The 18,243-nt window shown below is 32.1% G+C and carries 13 protein-coding genes and 1 pseudogene; 3 read left to right on the top strand and 11 right to left on the bottom strand.

The window, feature by feature from the left end:
• Window positions 1-141: 141 nt before the first annotated feature.
• The 11 genes from Q0H31_RS04585 to Q0H31_RS04535 form a co-directional block, all read right to left on the bottom strand.
• On the bottom strand, window positions 142-1,551 hold the full coding sequence (locus tag Q0H31_RS04585) for a sodium:alanine symporter family protein (protein ID WP_295296067.1): 1,410 nt from the start codon (window positions 1,549-1,551) through the stop codon (window positions 142-144).
• Window positions 1,552-1,767: 216 nt separating this feature from the next.
• Window positions 1,768-3,168 carry a sodium:alanine symporter family protein gene (locus Q0H31_RS04580; RefSeq protein ID WP_295296066.1) on the bottom strand — a complete coding sequence of 467 codons (1,401 nt, stop codon included), beginning with the start codon at window positions 3,166-3,168 and terminating at the stop codon, window positions 1,768-1,770.
• 137 nt (window positions 3,169-3,305) lie between these two features.
• Complete coding sequence (gene grdD, locus Q0H31_RS04575) at window positions 3,306-4,475, bottom strand: glycine/sarcosine/betaine reductase complex component C subunit alpha (RefSeq protein WP_295296065.1); 1,170 nt, start codon at window positions 4,473-4,475, stop codon at window positions 3,306-3,308.
• A gap of 13 nt (window positions 4,476-4,488) precedes the next feature.
• Entirely contained in the window at window positions 4,489-6,075 is a 1,587-nt protein-coding gene (grdC, locus tag Q0H31_RS04570) for a glycine/sarcosine/betaine reductase complex component C subunit beta (RefSeq protein WP_295296064.1), read from the bottom strand.
• A 132-nt stretch (window positions 6,076-6,207) separates the two neighbouring features.
• Window positions 6,208-7,506, bottom strand: a complete 1,299-nt coding sequence (grdB, locus tag Q0H31_RS04565) for a glycine reductase complex selenoprotein B (RefSeq protein WP_295296063.1) — start codon at window positions 7,504-7,506, stop codon at window positions 6,208-6,210.
• 149 nt (window positions 7,507-7,655) lie between these two features.
• Window positions 7,656-8,123: a glycine/sarcosine/betaine reductase complex selenoprotein A gene (grdA, locus tag Q0H31_RS04560; protein WP_295296062.1), complete on the bottom strand. Its 468-nt coding sequence runs from the start codon at window positions 8,121-8,123 to the stop codon at window positions 7,656-7,658.
• 55 nt (window positions 8,124-8,178) lie between these two features.
• Window positions 8,179-9,465, bottom strand: coding sequence for a glycine/sarcosine/betaine reductase component B subunit (locus Q0H31_RS04555; protein ID WP_295296061.1), 1,287 nt, complete (start codon window positions 9,463-9,465; stop codon window positions 8,179-8,181).
• A 251-nt stretch (window positions 9,466-9,716) separates the two neighbouring features.
• A complete protein-coding gene (locus Q0H31_RS04550) occupies window positions 9,717-10,676 on the bottom strand; it encodes an NAD(P)/FAD-dependent oxidoreductase (RefSeq protein WP_295296060.1) in 960 nt (319 codons plus the stop codon).
• A gap of 21 nt (window positions 10,677-10,697) precedes the next feature.
• Window positions 10,698-11,105, bottom strand: coding sequence for a GrdX family protein (locus tag Q0H31_RS04545; RefSeq protein WP_295296059.1), 408 nt, complete (start codon window positions 11,103-11,105; stop codon window positions 10,698-10,700).
• 205 nt (window positions 11,106-11,310) lie between these two features.
• The gene (locus Q0H31_RS04540) at window positions 11,311-12,594 is read right to left on the bottom strand and encodes an APC family permease (RefSeq protein WP_295296058.1); all 1,284 of its coding nucleotides are present in this window, start codon (window positions 12,592-12,594) and stop codon (window positions 11,311-11,313) included.
• Window positions 12,595-12,645: 51 nt separating this feature from the next.
• A complete protein-coding gene (locus Q0H31_RS04535; protein ID WP_295296057.1) occupies window positions 12,646-13,374 on the bottom strand; it encodes a gamma-glutamyl-gamma-aminobutyrate hydrolase family protein in 729 nt (242 codons plus the stop codon).
• A 135-nt stretch (window positions 13,375-13,509) separates the two neighbouring features.
• Between Q0H31_RS04535 and Q0H31_RS04530 the strand changes: the two genes are divergently transcribed.
• The 3 genes and pseudogenes from Q0H31_RS04530 (at window position 13,510) to Q0H31_RS04515 (ending at window position 17,876) form a co-directional block, all read left to right on the top strand.
• On the top strand, window positions 13,510-14,739 hold the full coding sequence (locus Q0H31_RS04530) for a M20 family metallopeptidase (RefSeq protein WP_295296056.1): 1,230 nt from the start codon (window positions 13,510-13,512) through the stop codon (window positions 14,737-14,739).
• Window positions 14,740-14,837: 98 nt separating this feature from the next.
• Window positions 14,838-16,442, top strand: coding sequence for a peptide ABC transporter substrate-binding protein (locus Q0H31_RS04525; RefSeq protein ID WP_295296055.1), 1,605 nt, complete (start codon window positions 14,838-14,840; stop codon window positions 16,440-16,442).
• A 484-nt stretch (window positions 16,443-16,926) separates the two neighbouring features.
• Window positions 16,927-17,876 (top strand): annotated as a pseudogene (locus Q0H31_RS04515) (flavodoxin family protein).
• Window positions 17,877-18,243: the final 367 nt, after the last annotated feature.

The raw sequence follows: 18,243 nt of genomic DNA, 5'->3' as shown, positions 1-18,243 counted from the left end.
AAATCTTGTAAATATTCCAATAATAAATTTTATAAGATATAGAAGTCATGCAGATAAACTAAAAAAATATAAATAAAAAAAGGCTTGCAAATTATTTATAAAAAATCTAACAAGCCTTTTAATATATATTATGAAATTGTATCAATTAGATTTATTCTTTTTTTCTTTTTTGAATCTCTTATAATCTTTTACGAGTGAGGATACAAGAGGGCTTAATGCTAATATACCAAGAAGGTTAGGTATTACCATAAGACCATTAAAACAGTCAGCTAAAGACCATACTAAATCAACTTTAAGAGTAGAGCCTATAAATATAAATACAACCACAACTAAAGCATATATTTTTGTAGCCTTTTGACCAAATAAATATTTAATATTCTGTTCGCCAAAGAAATACCAAGCAATAATTGTAGAGAAAGCAAAGAAAAGCAAACATAAAGCAATGAATATCACACCAATATGTCCAAATTTCATTTGAAAAGCAGTTTGGGCTAAACCAATACCTTTTAAAGATTCGGATATTAAACTATGAGATTCTAAATTATAAACTTGATTTTCTAATATTCCAGAAGTGAGTATTACTAAAGCAGTTAATGTAAGTACAATAAAAGTAAAAAATACCCCCATCATAGCAACTACTCCCTGCTCGCAAGGATGATCAACTTTAGCAATGGCGTGAGCATGCGGAGTAGAACCCATACCAGCTTCGTTAGAGAACAAACCGCGAGCTATACCAAAACGCATAGCCTGCTGTATTCCTATTCCTAAAGAACCGCCTATTATTGCCTCAGGATTAAATGCAGATACGAATATCATATAAAAAGCATGAGGCACTTTTGTAATATTTAGAAGTATTAATATAATAGCCCCAAGAAGATAAGATATAGCCATAATAGGAACAATCTTTTCTGTAAATGATGCTATTCTCTTAACGCCGCCTAAAAATATAAATCCAGAAATAATAGCCACTATCACTCCTACAACTTTAGTATTAACAGGAAAAGAATTAGAAAAAGCAGAAGATATAGAATTAGACTGAACCATATTCCCCATTATTCCCAAAGCGAGAATAATAAGAATAGCAAATAAACCAGATAAAAATTTACCAAATCTGCCTTTATAAGCAGCCTGTATATAATAAGCAGGTCCTCCTATCACTTGACCATCTTTATATGTTTTAAATTTCTGAGCCAATGTAGCTTCAGCAAATATTGTAGACATACCTAAAAAAGCAGATACCCACATCCAAAATATTGCTCCCGGTCCTCCAGAAACTAAAGCAGTAGCAGCACCAGCTAAATTACCCGTACCAACCTGAGCAGCAATTGATGTAGCAAGAGATTGAAAAGAACTCATACCATGCTCATCAGCCGCATTTCCCTTTAAAGAAACAGAACCAAAAGTAGACTTAAAACTATCTTTAAACTCTCTTATCTGTATAAATCTTAGCCGTATAGTAAAATAAAGCCCCGTACCGCATAAAAATATAAGTAATGTATAATCCCATAAAAATGAATTAATCCTTGAAACTAATTGTTCAATAATATACATTATATCTCCTAATAATAAATGTAAAATATTACATTTATAAATAAATTAAAATAGAAAAAATATTTTCAATAAATATTTTATTAAGAAAAATATATTAAATAAAAAATCATTTTATTATTTATTACTATAAATAATAAGAGTTCTTTAGATGAAAAATGCCCGGCAAGTAAAAACCTGCCAGACATTTTATTAATAAAAAATCAAAAATTATGTTTATTATTTTTTATTTATATTATTATATTCTTTAAATAAAGCAGAAGCAACGCCGCCCAAAGCCAAAAGACCTAAAAGGTTCGGAATAACCATCAAACCATTGAAAGTATCAGCTAAAGACCATACCAAGTCAACTTTTAAAGCTGAACCTAAAAGTACGAAACCTACAACAAATACAGCATAAACTTTAGCAGCTTTTACTCCAAATAAATATTTAATATTTTGCTCTCCAAAGAAATACCAACCTACTATAGTAGTGAAAGCAAAGAAGAACAAACATATAGCAACAAATACTACACCAAAGAAACCAAAACCCATTCTGAAAGCTTCTTGAGGCAAACCAACACCTTTTAACATTTCAGGTATAAGTGAAGCTGATTCTAAAGGATATATTTTAGTTTGTAATATGTCAGAAGTTAATATAACTAAAGCAGTTAAAGTAACGACAACAAATGTATCAAAGAATACACCTATCATAGCAACAACACCTTGTTCACAAGGGTGTTTAACTTTAGCTAAAGCGTGAGCATGAGGAGTAGAACCCATACCAGCTTCGTTAGAGAATAAACCACGAGCAACACCAAAACGCATAGCTTGTTGTATACCTATACCTAATCCACCACCTATAACAGCTTGAGGATTAAAAGCAGCAGTAAATATTAAAGCTATAGAACTAGGAAGGTTTTTAATATTCATTATTATAATGATTACAGAACCAATGATATAGAATAAAGCCATTATAGGTACTATTTTTTCTGTAAATGAAGCTATTCTTCTTAAACCGCCAATAAATATGAAAGCAGATATTATAGCACATACTATACCAACATATATAGGTTTAATAGTAGGGAAAGCATTAACAAAAGCACCAGATATAGAGTTTGATTGAACCATATTACCCATAAAACCCAAAGCCAATATGATAAATATAGCAAATAAAGCAGCTAAAAATTTACCAAAAACACCTTGATAAGCAGCAGTAATATAATAAGCAGGACCTCCTATAACATGACCATCTTCTGTTGTAGTTTTATATTTTTGACCTAAAGAAGCTTCAACGAAGATTGTTGCCATACCAAAGAAAGCAGATACCCACATCCAAAATATTGCTCCGGGACCTCCGGCAATTAAAGCAGTAGCAGCACCAGCCAAATTACCAGTACCAACCTGAGCAGCAATAGCAGTTGCAAGAGATTGGAAAGAACTCATACCTTCTTTGTCGGCAGCCTTACCTCTTAAAGAAAGGTTTCCAAAAGTTCTGTTCCAACCATCTTTAAATTTAGCTATCTGCACAAATTTAAGTCTCAAAGTGAAATAAATTCCACTTCCGCATAGCATGATTATCAACAGATAATCCCATAAAATACTGTTAACCTTTGCTACTATGTTTGAAACTACATCCATAATAAACTCCTATGATTTAATATATTAATAAAATAAAAAATGGAAACATTAGATATTATTTTTTATATCTAATGTTTCCATATTTTTAACTAGTAAAAAAGTTACTATAATTGTTCTTTACAGCAGATAATCTTAAACTAAGATATAAATCCGCCTTTTCTCAAAATACTCTCAGCATTCTCTTTATTTTTATCACTAACTAATATGATAGGTCCGGTACAGCCCATACCAGACTCAGCATATATACCATTTTCCATAACCAATTCTACAGCTGCATCCAAGTCCATAACTTCCACACCCGGAATCTGTGCAGTTACAACTTCTTTAGCAACAGCAGCCTTAGGTTTCTCACCTCCAGAAGAAGCTTTAGGCTTTAAGCTTTCTAATATAGCATCAAAACCATATTTTTTTACTTCCTCTTCTTCTTTGTTCATCACATCTATTATATTGCCGCTAATACACTGATAAGCATACTCAACAGCACCAGCAATAACATTAGAACCAGAAGCCCTTGAAATAATGAATATTGGAGTTTTAAATCCAAATCCTATACCAGGACCATATCCATAGCCAATAGCCTCGTAGCTTCCGCCGCTATTGAATGATGAGAACATTTTTATAAGAATGTTTCCTGTAAGCGAATCACAAACTACAACATCAACAGCACCAGTAATAAGGTCATTACCTCTCAATACCGCACCGCCGTCAGCACGATTAGAAGCACCGAATTTAATATTATATCCATTAGAAGCAAGCTCTTTTAAAGCTCTCTCAACTGTACGTGCAGAATCTATATTTAATATACCAACTGTAGGCTCTTTTATTCCGCAAGCTTTAGCTGTTATAATACCATAAATAGCATTTTTAAACATAGCCTGATCTCTAACAGTAGCAGAAGTACCTGTAGTAGTGGCAATATATGTTTCTTTACCATTAGCCTGAGAAATAACTCTTCCAACAGTAGAAACCCCTATAGGGAAAGGATAATGCATAGTAACGCAAGCATCTAATTCCCCTTTAGCAAGCATCTCTTCCATTATTTTATGAGCTTTTTCATCGCAATCTGTTTCTATTGTTTGTAAACCAGTAGAGTTCTTTTCACCAATCAAAACAACTTCAACATTCTTGTTTCTCTTCATAGCTATTAAACCGCCAAGAGATACAGCTTCTGCCCCATGCTCAGAACCTCTGTTTGTTATACCAACACGTACCTTTTTACCAAACTGACCAGTTTCTAAAGCATTAGCAAGAGAGAGAAAAGTCTCTCCTATCATAGATTTTATAGCTGAATTAGAAGCATCACTCATATATAATACCTCCTTATTCACCCAACATGCTTTTAGCAAAATCTCTCATAGCATTAGCAATAAGTTTATTAACTTCTTCTTTAGAAACACCTTCGCCAGTGCCTTTATCACCATTATTTTTTTCTATAATAACAGATATACCATCAAAAAGGTTAGTCATTCTTCCCAAGAAAAGTGAACCTTTACCTATAAGCATTATGCGGTTAATTTTACCAGCCATAATATCTTCAATAGCATAACCCAAATAAGGCACCCCAGATGGAATATGTCCTTGAGTAGGAGCCCAACCAGACATACCATGCTTTTCAACAAACTCTGCTAATTGACTTCTCTCAATATCACCTTTTTTAACACCAATAGCAGCTATCATCTTGTAATTAGCCTCAGGTACATCGCCTGCACCAGCAGGTTTAGTAACATCAGGGTTTTGCATCTCAACAGTGTATTTATCTATATCAGTAACTTTTAAGTTTGCTTTTTCTAAAGGATTAACTACTAAAGAGTTCATAACAGCCTGAGGAGCAGAACCTGTAGCAACAGTGTGTTTTCCAAGCATATCAGTTCTAATAACAGGGTGTACACCGTCATTTTCACTAATAAGTACAGCAAAAGCACCAAGTATATCTTCAATAATAGGAAGATTCTTAGTAACATGGCTTTTACCATTCATACCTAATTTAGCAGTAGCTCCTCCTGCCACTATTACAACATTTTTGTAAGAACCAGCTTTTACTAATGAAGCAGCTGTTACTAAAGCATGTGAAGGAGCAGCACAGAAACCTCTAATATCAAAACCAGTAGCATTAGGTATACCAGCAATTTCTGCAACACTCTTAGCAAAGTTTCCGCCTCCTCTTTGGTTCATATCACCGCAAGCCTCTTCAGAACATTCTATTACTAAATCAATACTCTTAGGATCAACATTTTTCTTTCTAATAAGTTCTTTTAAAGCTATTATACCGGAAGCTTTAACTGCAAGGTTTTCAAATATAACATGAGCACTCAAGTTAATATCAACATCATGAGCTCTTTTTACACAACCAACTAATTTTTCATTGAAGTATAAACCCTCAGCATGCTCTTCTTTCATTAATTTTTCTATATCTTCGATTTTTGTCTCACATTTTACTTGAGCTAAATCTTTTTTAATTTCTTCTTCTGTTTTGTATTTTGATTCTGCTGCCACATAAGCATCTCTCATTTTTTTCTCGAACTCAGCTTCTAAATATACAAGTTCAAAAGTGTCAGAAATTTTCATCATAAAAATGAATTCATCTTCAGCAAAAATCTCACCAAACTTTCCGCTTCTCTCACCCTTACAAGGAACACCAATCCAGCTTCCGCCAGCTTTTTTTACCTCTTCAGAAACTTGACTAGCTAATTTTTTTAATTCTTCAGGGTGAAGATTACCGATATAAGTTTGATTAGGTGCATAATTTACAACATCTTCAAAAGGTCTAAGATGTTTTTTAATGTTTTTTAAATAATCAGAATTAGGATTAACTTCCCTTTCAACTGTTTGCGTAGTACCGTTATTAATAACCATATCAGGTGCATGTACTAAGCTATAAGCAGCAGCTTTTAATACAGCAAAACTCATCTTTTATTCTCCCAAAATATTATTAATTACAAAATAAGGGGATATACAAGTATAATTAAATATTTGTACTCCCCTTTATTTTATTATTTATATATATAGTATATATAAATAATTTTAGTTTTCAATATCAAATTAATTTTCAAAAACTGTTTGAGAATCTACAGGAGTTGTCAAAGCTTTTAAAGCTCTTTCAACTAATGTACGTCTTAATTTTTTCTCATCCTCTTTAGATAAGTTTGGATTACCTAATGGGTGAGGTATAGCAACAGCAGGAACTATTCTGTTAGCACCAACTGTTAAAGATATAGGAACAATAGTACAAATATGAACTACAGGTATTCCAGTAGCTTCTATTGCTTTAACCATCGTTGCACCGCAACGAGTACAAGTTCCTCAGGTTGATGTTAAAATAACAGCTTGAACGCCGTCTTTAACTAAAGTTTGAGCAAATTCAGTAGCATAAGCTTTAGAGTTCTTAACAGAAGTACCATTACCAGTAGTAGTATAATAGTATGGATAAAGCTCTCCAATTTTGCCTTCTTTTTGTAAATCTTTTAATACGTCAACAGGCAATACTCTGTTAGGGTCTTGGTTAGCATAAGTAGGGTCATAACCGCCATGAGCTGTTTCACCCATATCATCAATAGAATATCTTCCATATTTTGAAGCAGAAGAAGATTCTATATGGTCAGGGTTTCCAGATGGCACTATACCGCCGCTTGTAACTAATGCTATTTTAGCTTTAGTAATATCTTTAATAGCTTCACCAGGAGTTACTCTGTCGAAGTCTGGCATTGGATATTCTGTAGTAAATGCTTCACCTTTGATTTTTTTGATAAGCATATCAACAGCTCTCTCAGCACCATTTTTCTCTCTAAATAATGGAACACGTATTCCTCTAGGTATATAACCTTCAGCATCTGGAGTACCAATTTCTTCTTTTTTAAGAAGTTTAGAAGCTAATTTAGCTACTTTTGGTAAAGCATCTCTCATGCCAGCAGCAGAATCTTTAGTAGAAATGATATAAACATCTTTCTTAAACATATCCGCACCTGGGTTTTCAACATACATACCAGTAACAGCAGGTACTTTTAATTCATCTTGTACCATTTTAGCAACAGCACCGCAAGCAGTACCATAACGACCAGCATTAAAAGCAGGACCAGCTACAACTAAATCTGGACTATAGCCTTTAATCATATCTAAAACTTCTTTTTTAGCTTTATCTAAGTTTTCGTTAAAGTAAGAGTCACCGCAAATAACAGTGCCAACTACTTCAGCATCAACACCTAGTTTTTTAAGCTCACCTTGAAGTCCTGCACCCGGACCAACCACTCCATCTCTTTTTTCTGGAGCTATATCAGCTTTTTCTTCACCACCAATGTTAGCGAAGAACTGATTAATATAATGAACAATTTTATATTGTGGCATTTAAGCCTCCTAATTTTTTAATTTAAGGCAACCAAATAAATAAATATTAGGCTGCCGTGTTTTCAAAAACCAAACTGGTTTTTATTTACAATGGATTTTTTTATTTTTTAGAGAATTTGTTTTTTATAAAAAATTATAAGTTAGCTGTATTATTTGTTTTCTTCACGCATTCTTTTCATTTCTGCGATTATTTCATCTACATTTAATGTCATTTCTGCCATACCAATCTGTTCATCATAAACAGAAGCATCTACTGCCTCTTTGAACTCTGGTTCTACGGCATGATAAGCATCTAAATGTAAAGCAACATTTGCTAAAGCACCAGCATATGTAGGGTCACCTATCATTACTGTCTCAGCAGCTAAACCTGTAGCTTCAGCTTCTGCTGCACCAAATAATACTACTAAACTCTCCTTACCAAATTTTTCTGCAAACTCTTTAATTCTCTTTTGATTCTCTAAATCCATCGCTCCTGCGGCTGTTCAAACAAAACACTCCGTAGCAGCAAACAAAACTTCTGCGTCGCTTACTGTTTCAACGCAAGCTTTGATAGCTTCTCCAGGAATGCCGTCTCTATCGCCAATGATAATTACTTTTTTACCATTTAAAATACTCATGGCTTTCCTCCTAAAAATTTTGTTTATATTCTAACAATTTAATACACAAAACTAATTATAGTCCTGTAGCACTAAATTTATTAAAACCTAATTCATTTGTAGCACCAGTGATAACCTGTATCTCTGCTTCAATAGAACCGTCTGGTTTTAATGAACCGTCAAATCCGCCTGCTATCTTATCTGTATAATCTAACATACCTATTACTTTGTCCATTTTTGGTAAGTTAATAACTATATTAGCATTACCAGCTGTTACTGTAGCATTAGCTGATACATCTGAATCTGCTAAAGACTGAGATGAACCGTCTCTGCCAGCATATTCATCTGTTATGATACAAGTTTTAATTCCGAATGCTTCTGCTTTTCTGCAGTTCATTATTAAGTCAGCATCAGGGTTACCAAATCCTTCTTCAGAGATGATTACTGCATCTAAACCGAAATATTTAGCTAATTTTGATGCCCAATCTGATGAACGCATCTTATCTGCTAAGAATACGTTTTCATTTGTTATGATAACGCCCATAAAGTTAATATCTTTACCATGTTTATCATATAAAGCTTTAATTACAGGGTTATTTAAATGGTGATAAGTAGTGTTTTTATCGCAAGCTGATACACAGTTACCGCTAACTATAGCACCGTCCATTACTTCTGTTGGATATATAAATGTTGGAACTATTTTCTTAGCATCAACACCATAAACATAAGTATCATGTAATAAGCCTTGTGTTTGAAGCATGTATACATAACCTACTTTTGGTAAATTAGGATACATTGCAGCTTGTTCAAATATAGGTTTAGTTTCATAAGTGAAAGTTTTTTCTGCTTTCAAATCTTTAGCTAATTGACCTAAATAAGAAGCAACTTTTAAACCTGCACCTCTTACAGCAGCTTCATAATCATGCTTTTCTATAGGCTCTACCGGCTCTATAACTAAACATAAATTATTAAGTTTAGAGAATGGTGTATAATCAGCTCCAGGACCAGACATATCAATAATACCTTCTTGGAAACCAACTATTTTACCGCAAGTAACAACAGCAGCTCCTTTCAACACATTAGTCTTTCCCTCACCTACTGTATCTACTTTTGATATCATTCCAGGAAATACTCCGCCTTTGCCTTCTACTTTTACTCTAGGCTCTATAACATCTTTTACAGGTGTTATACGAACAGATTCTCCCGGACGAGCTACATCAATTTTTACGCTTTTCAACTTGTCGTCTTCAAGTACCATCTTTGTAACTTCATCAACGTTTACATAGAGTACTCCATTCTCGACTTTTGAAATTTTGTCAAGTTTTATATCTTTAATATAAATCTCGCCTAACTCTAACTTCATATAGTCTCCTTTATATTTTTTTATTTTTATTTATAAATATAAGTTATAAGCAATAAAAAAGAGCAGGAGCATATAAAAATATGCCGCCACTCTTAAATTTCAATAAATACAATTTAATCCCTGACAAATTTATCCCTAACAAAATAAACAATGCAATAATACCGCTATAAATAGAATATTCTTTCATTGCAACGCAAGAGATATTTTTTACTCAGCCTTTAAATTTTATCATATATATTTTTTTCCTTCAATTAAGAATAATGTTCTTCTATGTATTTGTTAGCAGAAATACCAGCTATAGCACCATCAGCAGTAGCAGTAATAACTTGCTTTAACATTTTTGGTCTTAAATCTCCGCAAGCAAATACACCCTCAACATTTGTCTTCATCTCTTCATCTGTAATGATGAATCCGTCTTTCATCTCTACTTTACCTTCAAACAATTTTGTCAAAGGAACATAACCAACAAATATAAATACACCAAATGTACCATCTTCTTCATCTGCCTTATATTCATAAGTTTCGCCTGTTTCATTATTTAAGAATATTGCAGATTCAACTATTCCGTCACCTTTAAGCTCTAAAAGTTCTGTTCTAAATTTTATCTCAATCTTAGGATTTGCTTTAGCTTTTTCTTCTATAGAATTAGCACAGCGAACATAATCTTTTCTCACTATCAAAGTTACTTTTCTTGCAAACTTAGATAAATACATAGCTTCTTCTACAGCAGTGTCCCCTCCGCCTACGCAGAAAACTTCCATACCTTCAAAAAAGTTAGCATCGCAAGTAGCACAATAAGAAACACCCTTTCCAGTGTATTCTAATTCACCCTTACATCCTAATTTCCTAGGCTGAACACCTGTAGCAATTATCACAGTTTTTGATGTATAAACCTCTCCGTCAGCAGTTTTTACTTCTTTTACTTTACCGTCCAATTTAACATCAACAACTTCTTTATGCTCTATTTCAGCACCAAAAGACTTAGCCTGTTCTATCATTTTACCAATAAGATTCTTAGGATGTCTTGCCTCTTCATTTGGCTCATAAAAACCCGGATAATTAGCTATCTCATCAGTAATACTAATTTGTCCGCCAAAACTCGCTTTCTCAAAAAGAATTGTCTTTAATCTAGCTCTCGCAGAATAAACCCCAGCAGCTAAGCCTGATGGACCGCCGCCTATTATAATACAATCATATAAATTATTACTCATACAAAAATCTCCATAAAATTACTATAAAATACTTTCTATTGCTCCAATAACTAATTTATAATCTATTAATCTAAAATCATCATCTATCTCTTTAGTTAATTTCCTTTTAGGTTTATCTAAAAAGTTTTTTGTAAGTTCAATAGAATTCTCTATAAGCTCTAATGAATACAAATCCAATTCTGAACCTTTAGACAAAGCAACACTCTTATAAGGAGTTTCATAAGGCTTTATACTGCTCACTATAGGATGTGTTAATAGCTTATAACCTAAATGCACAAAGTCTCTAACTTTATAAAGAACTTCCATAAAATCCGAATTTGACATATAAATTATTTCTGCATTTTTGCTTTTTACTTCTTCAAATATTTTCGGATTATTAGTTACAACAACATAATTCATATTGAATATAATATATATTATTTTCTTCATTTGTCAATATATTATTACAACAGTACCCTATTTTTTAAATAAAAAAATCATAAAAAAACTAATTACTGTTTATAATATTACATTTTATAGTTATTTTTAATTTTAAATATACTATTGTTGTGAAAATAAAGAACAACAATGAAAAAATACCAACTATACATCGGTAAATAAAACCAAAGAATAGAAGGTATTTTTTATAAAATAATTATTTATTCTTTGATAATTTCATTAAAAAATAAACAATAGCTCCTACTACCAATCCTCCCAAACCAAATATAATTTTCTTTAAGTCTGATTGTGATAATAACCACAAACTAACAACTATAGCAATTATAGGAATAACAGGACCAAGAGGAAGTACAAAACCTCTCTCCATATCCGGAGCTTTTTTTCTCATTACAGGAACTGCCAAACAAGTAGGAATATACTGAGCAAAACGTGATACTACACTAATAGCTGCTAATGTAGTAAAACTTCCTGTGAGTGTTACTAAAGCTGTTAATACAACAGATATTATTACAGCAACATAAGGAACATCTTTAGAGTTTCTTTTTGAAATAAAGCTTGGAAGCTGATTTTCATCAGACATAGCAACACCCGCACGAGGAGTTAAGAATGAAGAAGCTACATTTATACCGCCTATAGATATCAAAGTACCAGCAGTAACCATAGCACCTGCCCATTTACCCAAAAACTTTTCTGCTGCAGTGGCAACCGGTGTGCTTGTTGTTGCCAATGAAGCTCCTAATATACCTATACTGTTTACCTGAATAAGTATATATATTATAGCTACCAATATCAAAACTATACATATAGCCAAAGGAACATTTTTCTTAGCATTATCCATATCACCTGCCGCAACACCTATAGACTCAAAACCTGTGAAAGCATAGAATATAAGCAAAGCAGCACTTCCAAATGTACCTTTCAATACAACCTCGCCGTTTTCAGCTACAGGATTCACAAAGTTTTCACCCTTTATAAAGAAAATACCCACCGTAACAAACAATATTAGAGGTATTAATTTACCTGTTGTTACTATATTGTTCATTATTTTGGATATTTTTACACCCATGATGTTCATTATACCAAGCAAAACAAGTATGCTTATAGCAATAATTTTTTGTACAACAGGGTTTTGAGCTGGAGTCCAAACTGCACCTAAAGCTGTAGGAAATCCCATAGCCATAGCAGCCCAAGCAATTATACTTATAGCCCATTTCATTATACCAACTTCAAAACCAACAAACTCCCCGAAAGCATCTTTTGCATAAAGGTAAGGACCGCCATTATTTTTATACATTCCGCCCATTTCAGCAAAACATAAAGCTATACTAATAACCAAAAAAGCATCAAATATAATTACCCCTATACTCATTACACCAACTTCAGCATAAGCCTGATTTGGAAGCAAAAATATACCTGTTCCAACTATAGCATTAATACCAAGTAATACTATACTAAAGAGCCCTAACTTATTACCCGACATAAAAAACTCCTTAAAAAATATTTTTTAAAAAATAATATAAGAGGTAAAGAATTATCTCTTACAAACAGATATCAATTTTTTGAAAATATTTAAAGCGAAATCATAATGAGAATGCATCATTTCTGGGTGAAACTGTACACCAAGTACAAAATTTCCATTTTCAGTATATTCTACACTTTCAACTATGCCATCTGTAGAATAACTTGTAGCAATTAAGCCTTTACCCAAATCTTTAATAGCCAAATGGTGAAAAGAATTAACCCTTAAACTATCCCCTACTATTTCTCTAATAATGCTTCCCTCTTTGGTTGTAATATTATGTGTAGGTTCATAGGGCTTAGCAGATTGAGAATGTTTTATATAACAATCTTTTATAAAAGATAAATCTTGATATAAACTTCCGCCGAAGGCAACATTGATAATTTGACAGCCTCTGCATATACCAAGCATAGGTTTTTTCATTTCTAAAGCATACTTTATTATTTTTAATTCATGATTATCTCTCCTCGGAAATATTCTTCCAAGTTTAGAGCTAATCTCTTCTCCCCAATATATAGGATCAACATCATATCCGCCGGAGAAAACAACCCCATCAACATGTGAAATCTGTTCTTTTATATCATCATCATTATCTATCATCGGAACAATAAATGGAATTCCTCCAGCCTTTGTAACAGAAAGCACATAATCATCATTCACATAAGCTCTCTCATAACCCGAAAAAACTCCGTCATTTTCAATAGCCAATATACTGCCGCTAATACCGATAATAGGTTTCATAAAACACTCCGTATAATAAATAAATTGTATTTTAAAGTATAGTAAAAATTGTATAGTTTGTCAAAAAAACTAATATGATTTATAATACGAAAATAATTCTAATCAAAATTAATTTTTAAATGGTATTTTATTTGTATGAAACAAGAATATGAAAATATTTTCAATAATATAAGAACAAAAATAGAAGAAATAGAAAATGAACTTATAAACATAAGAAGACATATACATTCATATCCAGAATTAAGCAATCAAGAATTTAACACTATGGAGTTTATATCCAATTATTTAAACTTGCATGAAATAAAACATAAAACAAAAATAGCAAATACGGGAATTATAGCAGATATTTTAGGAATAGATAAAAGTTTTACTATTGCATTTAGGGCAGATATAGATGCTTTGCCTATAGAAGATTTAAAACATTGCAGCTATGCTTCAAAAAACAAAGGAGTTTGCCATGCTTGCGGACACGATGTGCATACTGCAATAAATATGGGAATAGCAAGAATATTCTCAAATAAAGATAAAAATTTTACTCCTCCATGCAACATAAGATTAATATTTCAGCCTGCAGAAGAAACAACAGGCGGAGCTTCTAATATGATAAAAGAAAATGCCTTACATAATGTTCATGTTACTTACGGTCTTCATGTAGATGTTAACACCGATATAGGAAATATCAAAATAACTGACAGTATAGTTAATGCGAGCTGTTTAGACTTTAAAATAAAAATATATGGTAAAAAATCTCACGGTGCTAATCCTGCCGATGGAGTAGATGCTATAGTAGTATCTGCAAATATTATAAATGCAATACAAACTATCATAAGCAGAAATACATATGTAGGAGAAAATGCCGTTATCACTATTGGCACTATCAATGGAGGAAAAGCTACAAATGTTATATGTGATTATCTAGAAATGACTGGCACTATTAGGGCACTAAAAGATACAACTATTAATAATATAATGAATAAAATAAAAAAAATCATTAAAAATATAGCCATATCAATGGAAGCCGATGCTGAGTTTATAGAAACAACTTATTTCCCAAGTTTAATTAATTGGAAAGAAGCAGCAAGCATTATAAGAGAAAATGCTTTAAATCTATTGGGAGAAAAAAACGTATTAAATATAAAACCATCTTTAGGAGCTGAAGATTTTTCTTATTTTATATTAAACAAACCCGGAGCATTTTTTAATCTTGGAGCTAGAAATAATAAAAAATCAATAACAGCAAATGCACATAGCGGTTTATTTGATGTAGATGAATCTTGTATTGCAATAGGGCTTACATTACAAATAATGAATATATACAAAACCTATCTTCAAAAAGATAATTTTCCAATGGGAATGCATAGATAATATATAATAATATTCTTCAAATAACAAAAAAAATTATTGACAAGAATATATTATAAAATATAATTTTGCTAAAAAAATCCATACTAAGGGTGGGTAATATGAAAAAATATATTATTATTCTTACAGCTTTATTCTTATCTTGTTTATCTTGCACAAATAAAAAAATTATCGATGAAAACACTATATACATAAATCTCGGAGCAGAGCCGAAAACTATAGACCCTGCTTTAAATATTACATTACAAGGCTCTACTTATGTAACTCACTTGTTTGAATGCTTAACTACAAAATATAAAGACATAGCAATTCAGCCGGGTGCTGCAGAAAGCTGGGATATATCTGAAGACGGACTTACATACATATTTCATTTAAGAACCAATGGTAAATGGTCCGACGGAAAACCGCTAACAGCACAGGATTTTGAATATTCTTGGAAGAGGGTTGTTGATCCAAATACGGCAAGCGAACCGAGTTATTTATTTGAGCCTATACTTAATTTTTCTAATGTTAATGCTGGATATATGCCTATTGATGAGTTTGGTATAAATGCTTTAGATGATTACACATTAGAAGTAAAATTAGAATATCCTACTGCTTATTTTTTAGAGCTTGTAAATCTCCCTGTATTTTCACCTGTAAGAAAAGATATGGTTGAAAAAAATCCTGATAATTGGACTAGAGACACTAAAACTTGTATTGGTAATGGTGCTTTTATGTTGAAAGAGAGAAAACCAGATGAAAGCATTACTGTTGTAAAAAATACTAATTATTGGGGAGCCGATACAATAGTGGCTGAGAAAATTAAATTTGTTCTTATGGATAATCCTAATTCTGCTGTTGCCGGAGTTAAAGAAGGCTCTCTTCATTTCTCTGACCAATTTCCTCATCAAGATATAGACACTCTAAAAGAAGAAGGATTAATAGATATAGCGACAAGAATAGGGACTCAGTATTATGCCCTAAATACCACAAACGAAACTCTAAAATATAAAAGAGTAAGAAGAGCATTATCACTTGCTATAGATAGAAATTATATAGTAGATAATATTATAAAATCTGGTAAGCCTGCAGGTGCATTAGTACCTTGGGGAGTTACAGATGTAGAAGGATATTTTAGAGATAATGCAGGCGAATATATAAGCACTAATAAAGCAGACTATCAAAAAAATGTAGAAGAAGCTAAAAGATTAATGGCTGAAGCAGGATATCCAAACGGAGAAGGCTTTCCTGTATTAGAGTTTTATCTTACATTTAGTAATGATATACCTATGTTTGAAGCTGTGCAGAATATGTGGAAAGAAAATCTTGGTATAGATGTTAAGCTTACACAGATGGAGTTTGCACCGTTTATTCATGCATTTAGAACAGAGAGAAATTATACTATGGCAGCTGCAAGCTGGACTGGAAGCTATAATGACCCTACTACTTTTTTAGGCATGTTTGTTAGCTATTCATACAAAAATCACTCTCTATTTACAAACCAAGCTTTTGATGAAGCAATTAACATAGCATCAAAAACTACCGACCAAAACATTAGAATGAGAGAGTTACATAAAGCAGAAAAAATACTTATAGAAGATGAGGCTGTTATTATACCTATAGCATATTTTGAACCTGCTGTATTAAAAAGCCCTAAATTAAAAGATGTATTCTACATACCTTTTGCTCAGTACAAATTTTCTTATTCATATTTAGAAGAGTAGATAATTATTTGTAATGATGCTTATTTTGTACCGTACAAGTGTTTTTTAAAATTTTAACAATCCACCGCCGCACGTTAAGCAAAACAAAATATATCAATTAATTATAAATACAACTTTTATTATTTTTATAAATACATTTACCGTGCGGGAAAGTAGATTATTAGCTTGATTAAATCTTGGGCGGGTGTGCTTTTTTTAATCAGGCAATAAAGAAGATTAAAACAATATTTTTTATATAAACACAAAACCTAACAGGGCGGGATTTAAAAAAATTAATAAAAAAGAACCTAAACATTTTTATATTGATTTTTTTTATTATAACTATATTATGCTTTAGCATAAATAAGGTAGGGCTTATATTTATTTCTTATCAAATATAAGATTTCCGATAAACTTTGACAATACCATTTTTAAAAAACATAATACGAAGACTGGCAGCCTATCCAGTAATATAATTTTTTCAATAAAAGGAGATTCATATTATATGAAAGTTATGGGAATAGTTGCTGGAAGACATAATGGAAACAGCGAAATTTTAGTAAAACAAGCTTTAACAGCAGTAAAAGATGCAGGCGGAGAAGCAATACTTATTAATTTATTTGATTATGATATAAAGCCTTGCTCAGGGTGCGAGTCATGACAATAGGCATGGGGAAAGCATTTAAAGAAAAAAAAGAATACAAAGGCTGCATCTATAAAGAAAAAGATGATATGGACAAAATAGTTAATGTTATGAATGAATGTGAAGGTATAATAGTGGGCTGTCCTACTTATGATTTGCTTCCTTCTTCATTATATTTATCATTTGCTCAGAGATTTTTGGCTTATGAATTATCATTTAGAATAAAGATAGGACAGGTAAAAAAAGACCCTCACACAGTAGCAGGACTTATAGGAGTTGGAGGCTCTAAGCATGATTGGCAGACTATGAGCTTAGAGGGACTTGCTGCTACAATGTTTACTCAATCTATAACTGTTGTTGATATGTATTTGGCTACAAGTGTTGGCAGACCCGGAAATGTTCTCATACATAAAGACTACTTAGAGAGAGCTTACCAAATGGGAAAAAACATTGCCCAAGCAATTAATACTCCTGTTGAAGAGAGAAAATGGCTTGGAGACCATAATTTAGGTTTATGCCCAAGATGTCATTCTTCTTTGATATATCCGGGTGAGGAGCATTGGGACGGAGTTAAGTTTAATTTTGAATGTGCTGTTTGCGGTGCGGGCGGCGATTTAGTAAAAGGAGAAAATGGAAAGTATAAATTTGTGATTGCTGAAAACGGACTTATAAGAGACAGAAACATTAATGAAGCGAGAGCAGTACATTTACAGGAGATAATGGAGACAAGAGATAATTTCATGTCTAAAAAGAGTGAAATAGAAGAAGAGTATAAAAGATTTAGAGAGATGAAATTTGAAACTATAAAATAGCCGTTAATAAAACCTTTTATATAATTAAGAAAGCACTATTTAAAAACAATAAATAGTGCTTTTATTTTTTTAGTCTATATACAATAATTATATTTTATCTTGTATATTTTTATTCAACTTTTTCCCGTAGCAAAAAGTTTTTACCCTCCGGGCACGCTTCGCGAAAGTACAAATATTTAAGTCTTATATAGTAAATATGTATATAAAATAATACCATATGTTGTTAGCTATACTTAATAAAAATACATCCTTTTTGCTTCTTTGTGGCAGTAAAAGAAGTGTGGTTTTACCCTAACAGGCACGCTTCGTATAGGGCAAAGCCGCCACAAATAACAAACTTAAAAAGTTTTAGTATACATTTAAACAA

The organism is uncultured Brachyspira sp., assembly GCF_934747485.1.
Taxonomy (GTDB): Bacteria; Spirochaetota; Brachyspiria; order Brachyspirales; family Brachyspiraceae; genus Brachyspira.
Note: the sequence above shows the minus strand (reverse complement) of the source record. Positions and strands in the feature narration are given on the sequence as shown.